We start from the raw sequence: 11946 nt of genomic DNA on the forward strand, positions 1-11946 counted from the left end.
CCCCCCGGGCCCGGCCTTTCCCGCGGTTTCGAACGATCCATGCGCATCACGCCCCTTGTCGCCTTGCTGCTCTCGGTTCTGGCCGCGACGCCCGCGCGGGCGGTGCTGCACATCACGCGCGACCATGGCGGCTATGTCGAGGAGTACAAGGCTAAGTACAAGCAGATCCGCGAGCGCCGCGAGCGCGTCGTGATCGACGGCATCTGCAACTCGGCCTGCACGCTGGTGTTCGGCATCGTGCCGCTGAACAAGATCTGCGTTACGCCGCGGGCCAGCATCGGCTTCCACCAGGCCTATTACGACAAGGCCTTCACCTTCGGCATCAAGGTCACCAGCCTCGAGGGCACCTCCGACCTGATGTCCTACTACCCCGATACGGTGAAGGACTGGATCCGCCGCAATGGCGGGCTCACCACCGAGATGAAGAAGATCAAGAACGGGATCGATCTCTGGAAGATCGTCGATCCCTGTCCGGAAGAGTGGTAGGCGCGGACGCGCTCGCGCTTCGAACCTCCTTCCTCAGGTCCTTGTTCTAGGTCTTCGGGCTTCAAGTCTTCGGGTTTCAGGTCTTGGGCCTGACGTCGCCATCCGACACCAGCAGCACGGACGCCTTCGACTTGCCGAGCACGGCCGCTGCGATGCTGCCGAAATTCAGGCTGTCGCCCTGGATGCGGTCGACGCCGATCACGACGAGGTCGGCCCGGCTTGACGCGATTTCCTGCAGGATCGCGACCTCAGGTGCGGTGTTGGCACGTAGCCGCGTCGTTACGTTGATGTCGTAGCGCGCCGCGGTCGCCGCGATGTCCTTCAGGATGGCTTCCTCATGCGCTAGCGACATGCTGGGGCTGGTGCGGCGGGCGCCCTTGTCGCGTGTGGTCGAGACGTAGACCACCTGCAGCGGCTCGCTCGAAAGGCGCGCCAGCGCGATCGCGACCTCGGCGCCGCGCCGCGAGACGTTGCTGCCCGAGACCGGCACCAGGATCTTCCGCGCATTCGCCGTCGGCTCCTTCTCGTGCACGCCCTTGGCGGCCGCGATCGCCAGCGGGCCGTCGAAGTCGGAGGTCAGGTCGTCGAGCCGCCGGTCGAAGCCGCCGTCGGGACCGGCGGCCGCGTCCATGCCGACCACCAGCAGGTCGAAACCTTTTTTGGCTTCCTCGGCGATCGCCTCCGCCGCCGTCTCCTCGCGGGCGCGGCTGATGACGTCGACATTGCCGCCGCCGTCGGCATCTGCTTCGGCGCTCGCCTTGGCCGCGTTGATGACAGCCGCCTCGGGGCTCTCCTCATCGGCACGGTTCTTCTCCTGCAGGTTGGCGTTGGCGCCGACATGCAGCACCGTGATCGGCAGACCGCGCCCGCCGGCGAGATGCGCGGCGAATGTCGCATTGCTGCTCTCGTCGACCGCGAGCAGCAGCCGCTCGAGATTGGCGACGAAGCCGCGCTGCTCATATTCCTCGCGCTCCAGCCGCTCCTTCTCGTCCCGGCCGAGCGGCAGCCGCGCCAGCGCGCTGCGCAGCATCGGCGGCATCGCCATCGTGGTCAGGATCGCCATGGTCACGATTATCGAGAACATGGTCTGGCTCAGCACCCCCATCGACAGGCCGATGGTGGCGATGATCACCTCGGTCGAGCCGCGCGCATTCATGCCGCTCGCCAGCGCATAGGACTCCTGCCGGGTCAGCCCGCCGAGCGCACCGCCGACAAAGGCGCCGCCGAACTTGCCGATGCTCACAATCAGCACCAGCGCCGCGGTCAGCCCCAGCACCGACGGATCCTTCAGCACCGTGAGGTCGGCGCTGAGGCCGGCAAGCCCGAAGAATACCGGCAAGAACAGGCTCGAGATCAGCCCGCGCAGCCGCTCGTCGGTCTGCCGGGTCAGGATCGGGGATTCCCCGACCAGCACGCCGGCGATGAAGGCGCCGAGCACGGTGTGCACGCCGATCAGATGCGTGATCATCGCCATCCCGCTCATCAACAGCAGGATCACGGTGATCACCGCCGCCGAAGAGACCAGATTGTCGTTGGCCCAGCGGATCAGCCGGAACACCAGCCGCCGGCCGATCGTGAAGCTGACCGCGAGGAAGGCGAGGGTGCCGAACTGCGCCTGCGCGACCGAGAGGATGTCGAGGCTGCCGCGCGAGGCAAGGCTGAAGATGACAGCGATGATGATCCAGCCGAGGGTGTCCCCCAGCGGGATCACCATGGCATCTCCGATTTCCAATTCCGGCGCGGCTCGGCCGGCTTGCCGCATGCGGTCAACGCCCGGGTTCCGAAAGCGATCCCCTGGGTCAGATTTTGGAACAGAGGCACCGGCGGTTCGTTTTGCTCAGGATGCGTTCATCCTGGTGATGCGAATGTCTCCATGAGCGAGCCTGACCGCCGGAGCGGCTGTGGCTCAGCTCGCGCGAACGGGAGGCTGCAATGGCAACCAGATCCAATCTTTCGAAGGCTGAACTCGCGCGTAGCGTTGCCGGCGCTACATCGGCATTGGTGCTTAGTGCGCTCGTCCTGTTCGTCGCCGCGCATCACTTGAGCGGCGGGTAGGAAGGCGGCGCGTGCCGCGCTGATCCATCAAAGCAGGAAGGTCCCGATCAGGAGGCCGGCCGCAAATGCCCAAAGCCCGAGGGTGCAGGCCGATATGACCCGGACGAGATTGCGCAAATCCACGTCCTGCCAGCTGCTATGGGACCGATACGTCAATTGCAGGCACCCCCTGCGGTGGCCGCCTTTGCTTCGCTTTTGCGCTTCGCTTTTGCTTCCTGGGCCGACAGCCTGTTCCCGATAGGTGCCGAAATGAAGGCAACCGGTGGTGGCACCCGATCACGCATTTGCGAGCCGCCGCCTAGCGCGCGATGAGATCGGGTGCCGTCGTCATCGCGTTCTAGCTCGTTGTTTGAGCGTGATTTTTTCGAAAAATCGCTGCGCACTTTCCCGGATCACGCTCGGGCGTGCGGTATTGTCTTGCTGTCTGTGGGGGCGCCCGCGGCCGGTCAGGCGGCCCGGCGCTTGCGGGTACGTGCCGCCTTTTTCGCCGAGCGCGACCGCTCCGCCGCGGGGCGGCTCGCGGCCGCCTTGCCGCCGAGCTTGCCGCCCTTGCGCGACGGGGAATGATCCTCGCGCGTGCCGCGGCCGGAGCCGCTCTTCTTGCCGCCGTGGGTCTCCTTGTTGACGGTCGCCCATGCGCGCCGCTCGGCCTCGCGATCCGGAACGCCACGCGTCTCGTAGCCTTCCTCGATGTGCTCGGCCTGCCGTTTCTGCTTGTCGGTATAGCTCGACTTGTCGCCTCTGGGCATCGCGCTCTCCTGTCTATTTTGATCGAGACGTCCGCCGGACTTCGGCCGTGTCGTCGTTCGGCTCGACGACCTCGAATCTGGACCGGCTGAAGCGGCCCAATCCGCTGAGCTCGTAATAGCCGTCACGTTCGATATCCTTTGTCACCTCGTAGACGCGTCCGAGCGAGAGCGTCTCCCGCTGCAACGTGTTGTCGACGCAGCGAACGTGAAAAATCTTGCCGGTTTCGGCCATGCGCTCATCCTGAATTGTTGGTCTGGTTCGGCGTTACTTATCGCGCAACGTCACGATCGCAACCGGCAACCCTGCCGCGGGCCGATCACGAAATTTCGTTCGGTAACTTCCATTCGGGCGCCGGTTCGAACACTTCGCTGTCGCCGGGAATTCGCTTCATGTGATAGCCGGCCGGCAGCACCTGGCCCGGCGCTTCATCCGCCACCGGAACGTCGAAGATCAGTCCGCAGATCAGCGCATGTTCCCACGCTTGCTTCTCCGTCGGAAAAGCCTTGTCGATCTGTCTGTCGCGATCGAACAGCGCGTAGGGCATCTGGCATCCTCGCTGCATTGGCTTGGCGTAGGCGGCTCGCTTGTCGTTCGCCCGATATGTCGAAAACGTCCGTTGCCGACCGGTGTTCCTAAATTCGCCCGCCAGCCGCGAACGCCGAGCCGCTCCCTTGCATGATATCGCTGAGATATTTCGCCGGTGGCTTGCCGAGCGCCTTCTTGAACATGGTGATGAAGGCTGTGACGGATTCATAACCGAGCTCGGACGAGACCTGCTGAACGCTCGCGCCGGCGGAGAGTTCGCGCAACGCGACGATCAAATGCAGTTGCTGACGCCAGCGTCCGAATGTCAGGCCGGTTTCCCTCAGGATGAGACGCGCGAGACTGGTCTCGCTCAGCGCCACGCGTTCGGCCCATTCAGCGATCGTGCGGCGATCGGCCGGATCGTCGGCGAGCGCTGCCGCGATCCGTCGCAAGCGTGGCTCGGGCGAGATCGGCAGATGCAGCTGCTGCAGCGGCATGCGCGGCAATTCGCTCAGCAGCAATTGCGCAACGAGGGTTTCAGTGCCGTGGTCCTGCTGCATACGGTCGGAAAGCGCGATGATCAGCTCTCGCAGCAAGGGTGAGATCGACAATGTGCAGCAGCGGTCGGGCAGGTCGGCCGCACCGGGCTCGATGAAGACGAAGAAGACGTGCATTGGCGGTTGCGATATTGGTGTGGCCCGTGCCGCCGGGAAGCCAGACGCCGCAATGCGGCGGCACCATCCACAACCCGTTCGGAACGCGGCACATCACGCCGCCGCCGAGCGCGAAGACGAGCTGTCCCTTCCGGTGTGCATGCTCGGCTGCCTCGACCTTGTTTTCGGTGACGTCGAGGCGCACGGCGATGGCCGTTGCCGCGACGTCATCCGGATCAAGGTCCGGCCAGGGATAGCGAAGTTGAAAGCCCATAACGGAGCTGGAAACCCGTCGAGTGACCGAATTTAGCGATCGATAGAATAGATATGTAAATTCTTCCGACAGCCAAGTCGATAGCTTGGCGCAGATGGGCAGGAGCATGCGATGACGATGATAGCGCCGATGCGCACGCTGGGCGGGCAGGGGCTGTTGTTGATGGGGATCCTGCTGATCGCCTCCACGCTCCGCGCGCCCATTACCGGCGTCGCGCCGATGCTCGGCATGATCGGTGAGACCATCGGGATCAGCGCGGCCGAGGCCGGAATCCTGACGACGCTGCCCTTGCTGGCGTTCGCCGCGATCTCACCGGTTGCAGCTGTGCTCGGGCGCGAATGGGGCATCGAGCGGTCGCTGTTCGGTGCGCTGCTTGTCATCGCGGCCGGGATCGCGCTGCGCTCGTCCGGTCCGGTCTGGGCGCTGTTCGCGGGCACCGCCACCATTGGTGCCGGAATCGCCGTTGGAAATGTGCTGCTGCCGAGCCTGCTCAAGCGGGACTTTCCGACTCGCATCGCCAGCCTGACCGGCGCTTACGCGATCACGTCCGCATTGGCCCAGGCGCTCGCATCTGTCGTGGCCATGCAGCTCTCGCAATTGCCGGGATCGAACTGGCATCTCTCGCTTGCGAGCACGCTGATCTTTCCGTTGGTGGCGCTGATAGCCTGGGCACCCCAGCTGGGCACGCACGCGGCCCCGACGGTCGAGCCGGCCTCGCCGCCGCATCGCGGGCGCATCTGGCACTCGCTGCTCGCCTGGCAGGTGACCGGCTTCCTCGGCCCGACCTCTTTGGTGTTCTACATCATCGTCGGATGGCTGCCCGCCATCCTCGTGCAGGCAGGTTACGCGGCGGCGACGGCGGGTACGCTGCACGGTGTGCTGCAATTGGCGACCGCGCTTCCCGGCCTGATCCTCGGGCCGATGGTCCGGCGCATGAAGGACCAGCGCGGGATTGCGATCGCCGTGTCGCTTGCGACCTGCCTCTCGCTGCTGGGATTGTGGCAGTGTCCGTCGCTCGCAATGCTGTGGGTCGCGCTGTTCGGCTTCGGGGCGGGTGCAGCCTTCATCCTCGGCTTGACATTCGTCAGCTTGCGTACCTCGCACAGCCATCAGGCGGCAGCGCTGTCGGGCATGGCGCAGTGCCTGGGCTATTCGCTCGCCGCCGCGGGCCCGCCGCTCGCCGGACTTGCCCATGATGCGACCGGAAGCTGGGAGGTTGCGCTCGCATGCTGCGTCGTCGCGACGGTGTTGATGGCAGTCCTGGGCCGATCAGCCGGCCGTGCGGCGACAATCTGATTGTCGTTCGATGCGGAAATATCGCGAGCCAGATCCCACTCGCCACAAGGCGCGGCGGCGGGCGGTCGGTTGTCTGCGCCGCAGGCGCGCGCTACAGAAGGCGGGAAGCTTCGCAAGCAAGAGCCAAGGGAAAAGTATCGTTGAGGACATCTGCCAGCACGCGCATCGTGATCGGATCGACGCTCTTTGCCTTGGCGTCGAGCGCATTCCTTTTTCTGGTTCCTCCGAGTCCGATCGACAGGAACCTGCTGCGTGGCGCCTTCCGTGTTTACAAGGGATATGCGTATCTCATCCCCGTCAAATACGTGGACGGCACGCTCGAGACTGCCCGATTGTACGAAGACGACCGGCTGCTCGGCCCCGCGAACACCGCCCAGCAAGAGATCATCGACAAGGGTGCCGGCCGCTTCGCATTCTACCGGGACACCTGGAATTACTTTGACCCGGCCTTGATGTTCTCGACAAGCGACAACACCGACCCGAATACCAACGGCAGGAAGTATCACCTGAGATGACGAACTGACCTGCGCTGTGTCCGGCTGTCGTCACGTCGTGCGTATCACGCCCAGTTCCTTCGACCGTTGGAGAAGAGCCGGCCGGTAAGGCGGGGAGGGATCGTCGTCGTCAGGGATGGCGCAATGGCCGAACTCCTGCTGGATGCGCTGGATCTCCATGACCCGATCGTTCAACCGCTGCAGATGCTCAAGCGATGTTGCCTTCCAGTAGCGGAAGGTGTCGAGCGTAATCGGCACGAAGGCGGTGCCGAACAGCGTTGGATCGGGCACGATGGTCCGCCCGAGCAGCAGGTAGCGGTCCTGACCGACGATGACGAGGGTGGCATACGGCCGCCCTTCACTTACCCTGAGGCCCTTCAACGAAAGTTCGCACAGCTTGCTGAAATAGGGTTCCTCGCGCCAGCGGTCGGGATCATCGAGGTCGACCTGCACATTCAGCGCGTCGAGCCCGAAATGCGGCACCATGCCCGTGGTCTCGGGAAACCAATCATCATCGAGGTGGCCTTGCAGCCAGGCACAGCTGAATGAGCGGCACTGCCGGGGACGCTCGTGGTAGATCTCGCATCCGCCGCCCGCCAGGATGTGGCTGCAGACCGTATTCACCGGCTTGCTGAGATCGGTCACCTCAAGCACCTTGCAGCAGAGGGTGCATGATCCACATTGTCTGACCGTCGGAGCCACGGGAAAGCCGAGGGCCCACGAGCCCTGCCGTTCGCGGAGGAGCAGCTTCTGCTTCTCCAGCGTGCTCAGTGCACGCTCGACCTTGAGACGCGACAATCTGGTCACGCCGATAATATCTTTCGTCGTCGTCGCGCCGCTCTCGACCGCCCGAACGACGACCAACGCCACTTGATCCATTGTTTTTCTTCTTGTCCGGCTCGTGGCCGGCTCTTCTTGTGCAGTGTTTTTGGCCGCCGGTATTCGGCGACGGTATATTCCAGTGCAATCCGGAACGTGCCGCGACCGACGGCTGCGAGATTCTGCCGAAGCGTATCGGTGAGGGCGACGTGTCGCATCCGATAAACGCGCATGGCATCCCTGAGGACAAATCGTCGTGATTGGCAGCGCGTGCGGCCGGCGCTTCGCGTGAGAGGACTGGCGAGGTCCGCGAGCTCGCGAGCCTCTGTCACCGCGGCAAGTCGACCCGACGGGCAACTCAGTGAAAACCTGTCAAACCACTGACCGCGCAACACAGCCAGTGTCGTCCCTGCCTAGTGCGCAATTGCGCACGGGAGCAGGGACCCATAACCACAAATGCTGATTGTTGCGCGATGCTGATACGACGAGTCCCGTTCACAACAACCGCCGCGGAGTATGGGTCCCTGCTTTCGCACTAGCGTGTCTACACGGTTTTGGGGCGCGACAGATTGACTCGGTGCAGCAAGAAGTGGCGTCTCTGCAGCATGTTGTATGATTCTCTCACTGGCGCTTTGATTCGAAGGAGCGCCAGCGATGCAGCCGGATTTGTCTTTGGGTGAGTTCGGGGACGTTCGTCTCGACAAAAGGGGGCGACGCTTCTCCGGGCTATGCTTTGCACGCGCAGCGTCTGCTTGCGCCAGATGGCCCGGGGCGATTGGGCTGCCAATATGGCGTTCTGGCGGTTTGTGAACAACCCCCAAGTCACGATCGATAAATTGATTGAGGGCTGGAGCGCGCAGACGCGGACTGCGGTCAGCGGGCGTCATGTGCTGGCGATCCAGGATACGAGCGAGGTCAAGTTCCAGACCCAGGCGGGACGGCGGCGCGGGCTGGGCAAAGTCGGCAAGGGCAATGCTCGCGGCGTGCTGTTGCATGCGATGATGGCGGTGGATGCCGACAGCGGGGTCTGTCTTGGCCTTACTGGCGGCAACGTTTGGACGCGCAAAGGCAAGGTAAAAATCCCGCATGAGCGGCGCGCCTTGGCCGACAAGGAGTCGGCGCGCTGGGTGACGGCCGCCGAGCAAGGCCGCGACGTCCTGGCAGATGCCCGCATGATCACCGTCGTCAACGACCGCGAGGGGGATTTCTTTGCTCACTGGGCGCTGACGCCAGCTGAGAATGTCCATCTTCTGTCGCGTGCCATGCACGACCATGCGCTGGTCGATGGCGACACACTTTATCAGGCGGTCGAGCGGAGCCGCTTCTGCGACAACGCGGTGATCGATCTGCCGCAGCGAATGGATCGGCGCGGCCGGCAGGCCCATCTCTCGATGCGCTTCGGAACCGTCGTGCTCAAGCGGCCGCAGAGGCCCGGCGTCACCGACTTGGCGGAGGGCATCAAACTCAGCTTCGTAGAAGTGGTCGAGTTGCATCCGCCGAGAGGTGCGGAGCCCATTCGCTGGCTGCTCCTGACCACTCATCCGGTCGCCACCGTTAAAGACGCCTGGCAGATCGTCTCCTGGTACCGCCAGCGCTGGATCATTGAGCAACTCTTTCGCTCGCTGAAGAGCCAGGGTTTGCGCATCGAGGATAGTCAGATCGAGAGCGCCGAAGGCCTGATCAAGCTCGTGGCGGTCGCCACCAGAGCGGCATGTATCGTCATTCAACTCGTTCAGGCCCGCAACAGTGGCGAAGAATTGCCGGCTGAATTTGTCTTCACCGCAGAAGAGATCGAGACGCTCAGGGCCATCAACAAAACCATGAAAGGTCGCACCGAGCTTCAGAAAAACCACCATCGCCCCAACACTCTTGCTTGGGCGGCATGGATCATCGCAAAACTCGGCGGATGGACCGGCTACGCCTCCCACCGTCCACCTGGACCAATCACCTTCCACACCGGAATGGCCCGCTTCCAAATCCTCGCAAATGGCCCGACAAACGTGTAGATGCACTAGTGCTTTCGCAGGGACGACGCCAGGAAAGAGCCGTGAGCTCTCATTCTCCTTCTTTCCGGCGTCATGCGCGGGTGATGCCACCGCGTGTTGGTCATCTTGAATTGCGACTCATCCCCACTGTCGTGCCTGCTTGCGCCGGGAAGAAAGTGTGCTTGCGGAAACAGGCGCGGCACCCCACAAAATTCGCGATTGCTGGTTGCTTCATCTTCAGGCAATGACGGTCTGCAATGAACAAGAGCTTCGAGGAAACTGCCGCTCGTCTGGCGCCGGCGATCTTTGTCGTGCTGTGGAGCACCGGATTCATCGGCACCAAATACGTCATCAACAATGCGGAGCCGCTGACCTATCTGGCGATCCGGATGGCGTTCGTGGTGGTGGTGATGGCGGTCATCGCCGCGATCGCGCGGCCGAACTGGCCGGACCGGACTGGTATTTTCCACAGCGCGGTCGCCGGCATCCTAGTGCACGGCTTCTATCTCGGCGGCACCGCGATTGCGATCGCGCATTCGGTTCCGGCGGGGCTCTCGGCCTTGATCCCGGGCCTACAGCCGATCCTGACCTCGACCATTGCCAACCGCTGGCTGGGCGAGCGCGTCACGCCGCTGCAATGGGGCGGACTGGTGCTCGGCCTCGCCGGCGTCGTCTTGATCCTGCACAACCGGCCGATGACGAGCGAGGCGGGGTGGGGCTGGCTCGCCTCCGGCGTCTCGCTGATCAGCATCACCTTGGGCACGCTCTATCAACGGCGCTATTGCAACCGGATCGACTGGCGCGCCGGCAATCTGGTGCAGTACATAGCGGTGACGATCTTCTTCGGTATCGGCGCCTTCGTGTTCGAGACCAATGTGGTGCATTGGACCGGCGAGTTCGTGCTGGCGCTGGCCTGGCTCGTGTTCGCGCTGTCGATCGGTTCGATCGGGCTGTTGTACTGGCTGATCCGTCACCATGCCGCGACCTCGGTCGCGAGCCTGTTCTATCTGGTGCCGGCGGTGACCGCGCTGATGGCCTACGTCCTGTTCGACGAGCGGCTGGATCATGTCGCCATTGCCGGCATGGCCGCCTGCGCCGCGGCGGTGCTGCTGGTCAATCGCCGCGCTTAGTCTTTGCGACGGATCTTCGCGTAAGCTGCAAGCGCGCGTTCGCGCCCCTGCTTGTGATCAACGATCGGCGGCGGGTACGTCTTGCCGAGTTCGATGCCGGCGCTCGCCAGCTCGATCGGTGTCGCTGTCCAGGGCTGATGGATCAGCTCGTTGGAGAGCTGCGCGAGCTCCGGCACCCAGCGCCTGACATAGCCGCCGTCGGGATCGAATTTCTTGCCCTGCAGGACCGGATTGAAGACGCGGAAATAGGGCGCGGCGTCAGCGCCGCAGCCCGCGACCCATTGCCAGTTGGCGGGATTGGAGCCGGCATCGGCATCGACCAGCGTATCCCAGAACCATTGTTCGCCTGTGCGCCAGTCGATCAAGAGGTGCTTGACCAGGAACGAGGCCGCCACCATTCGCACCCGGTTGTGCATCACGCCGCTGTGCCAGAGCTCGCGCATGCCGGCATCGACGATCGGATAGCCGGTGAGTCCGCGTTGCCACGCCTCCAGGGCGAGAGCGTTGCGCCTCCACCGAAAGGCATCGAACAGCTCCTGCAAGTTCCGATCCGCCATATCGGGGACGTCGAACAGCAGATGGCGGCAGAATTCGCGCCAGCCGAGCTCGCTAAGGAACTTGTCGATGTCGCCGGCAAGGCGCGAGTCTTCCGCGGCGGCGAAGCGGGCCGCGTGAAAGACCTGCCGCGGGCTGATCTCGCCGAAGCGCAGATGCGGCGACAGGCGCGAGGTGCCGTCGCGGTCGGGCCGATCGCGGTCGTCGGTGTAACCGCTGATCCCCTCATCGAGGAATCGCTTCAGCCGCGCCTGCGCCGCGGCTTCACCCGGTGTCCAGGTCTCGCGCAGGCCGCCGGCCCAATCCGGCCGTGTCGGTTCGAGACCCCAGTCATCGAGGGCGTCGCTCGCGATGCCGCCGATGGATGTGAGTCTCTTCGGCGCCGGCAATGGCCTTGGCGGATCGCCGAGGCCTTGGACGCGCCGCCAGAACGGCGTGAACACGCGCAAGGCCCGGTTGTCCTTGTTGCGGAGCGCCTTCGGTTCGACGAGCAGATCGCCGCGGAAAATTTGCGAGTCGATGCTGTCACTTGCGAGCGCGGCTTCGACTTCTCTGGCAACGGCCTGATGCGGAGCCTGCGCGATGTCGTTCCAGAATACGGCGCGTGCGCCGATTTCGCGCGCCAACGTGGCGATCACCGACGCGGCCGGTCCGGTGCGCAGCACCAGCGATCCGCCTGCCATGGTGAGGCTCTTGCCAAGTGCGCGCAACGACTGCGCCAGCCACCAGCGCGTCGCACCCCCGAGCCGACGTACGGCCGGCGGCATCAATGCACGGCTCTCTTCGTCGCGCACATAGAGGCCGACGACCGGCGCGCCGCTTGCCGCCGCCTCATGCAACGCCGGGTGATCCGACAGCCGCAGATCGTCACGAAACCAGACGATGATCGTCTGTGCGCGGGTCACCCGGACGCAGTGAGCCTGC

General features: G+C 64.1%; 11 protein-coding genes and 1 pseudogene. 5 read left to right on the plus strand and 7 right to left on the minus strand.

The window, feature by feature from the left end:
- Positions 1–39 precede the first annotated feature (39 nt).
- Positions 40–486, plus strand: a complete 447-nt coding sequence (locus ACVWZM_RS37825; protein WP_028339233.1) for a hypothetical protein — start codon at positions 40–42, stop codon at positions 484–486.
- Positions 487–562: 76 nt separating this feature from the next.
- Here the strand turns inward: ACVWZM_RS37825 and ACVWZM_RS37830 are convergent, their stop codons facing one another.
- The 5 genes and pseudogenes from ACVWZM_RS37830 to ACVWZM_RS37850 form a co-directional block, all read right to left on the minus strand.
- The gene (locus ACVWZM_RS37830; protein ID WP_456855872.1) at positions 563–2200 is read right to left on the minus strand and encodes a cation:proton antiporter domain-containing protein; all 1638 of its coding nucleotides are present in this window, start codon (positions 2198–2200) and stop codon (positions 563–565) included.
- Between the two features lie 787 nt (positions 2201–2987).
- Positions 2988–3290: a hypothetical protein gene (locus tag ACVWZM_RS37835; protein ID WP_050385697.1), complete on the minus strand. Its 303-nt coding sequence runs from the start codon at positions 3288–3290 to the stop codon at positions 2988–2990.
- A gap of 13 nt (positions 3291–3303) precedes the next feature.
- A complete protein-coding gene (locus tag ACVWZM_RS37840; RefSeq protein ID WP_316396774.1) occupies positions 3304–3522 on the minus strand; it encodes a hypothetical protein in 219 nt (72 codons plus the stop codon).
- A gap of 85 nt (positions 3523–3607) precedes the next feature.
- Positions 3608–3835: a hypothetical protein gene (locus ACVWZM_RS37845; RefSeq protein WP_076831268.1), complete on the minus strand. Its 228-nt coding sequence runs from the start codon at positions 3833–3835 to the stop codon at positions 3608–3610.
- 88 nt (positions 3836–3923) lie between these two features.
- Positions 3924–4743 (minus strand): annotated as a pseudogene (locus tag ACVWZM_RS37850) (AraC family transcriptional regulator).
- A 111-nt stretch (positions 4744–4854) separates the two neighbouring features.
- Here ACVWZM_RS37850 and ACVWZM_RS37855 point away from each other — a divergent pair.
- Together ACVWZM_RS37855 and ACVWZM_RS37860 are read left to right on the plus strand one after the other, a co-directional pair.
- Entirely contained in the window at positions 4855–6039 is a 1185-nt protein-coding gene (locus ACVWZM_RS37855) for an MFS transporter (protein WP_456855873.1), read from the plus strand.
- Between the two features lie 140 nt (positions 6040–6179).
- Positions 6180–6554, plus strand: coding sequence for a hypothetical protein (locus tag ACVWZM_RS37860; RefSeq protein ID WP_456855874.1), 375 nt, complete (start codon positions 6180–6182; stop codon positions 6552–6554).
- A gap of 30 nt (positions 6555–6584) precedes the next feature.
- Here ACVWZM_RS37860 and ACVWZM_RS37865 read toward each other — a convergent pair whose 3' ends face one another.
- Entirely contained in the window at positions 6585–7412 is an 828-nt protein-coding gene (locus ACVWZM_RS37865; protein ID WP_057015859.1) for a hypothetical protein, read from the minus strand.
- Positions 7413–8140: 728 nt separating this feature from the next.
- Here ACVWZM_RS37865 and ACVWZM_RS37870 point away from each other — a divergent pair.
- Both ACVWZM_RS37870 and ACVWZM_RS37875 read left to right on the plus strand, forming a co-directional pair.
- Positions 8141–9358: an IS4 family transposase gene (locus ACVWZM_RS37870; protein ID WP_438071829.1), complete on the plus strand. Its 1218-nt coding sequence runs from the start codon at positions 8141–8143 to the stop codon at positions 9356–9358.
- A 236-nt stretch (positions 9359–9594) separates the two neighbouring features.
- Entirely contained in the window at positions 9595–10467 is an 873-nt protein-coding gene (locus ACVWZM_RS37875) for a DMT family transporter (protein WP_253608273.1), read from the plus strand.
- On the opposite strand, the gene ACVWZM_RS37880 is transcribed toward ACVWZM_RS37875, so the two are convergent.
- Entirely contained in the window at positions 10464–11927 is a 1464-nt protein-coding gene (locus ACVWZM_RS37880) for a cryptochrome/photolyase family protein (protein WP_456855875.1), read from the minus strand. The two genes, ACVWZM_RS37875 and ACVWZM_RS37880, sit on opposite strands and share 4 nt — an antisense overlap.
- Positions 11928–11946 lie beyond the last annotated feature (19 nt).

This window comes from Bradyrhizobium sp. USDA 4501 (assembly GCF_054062115.1).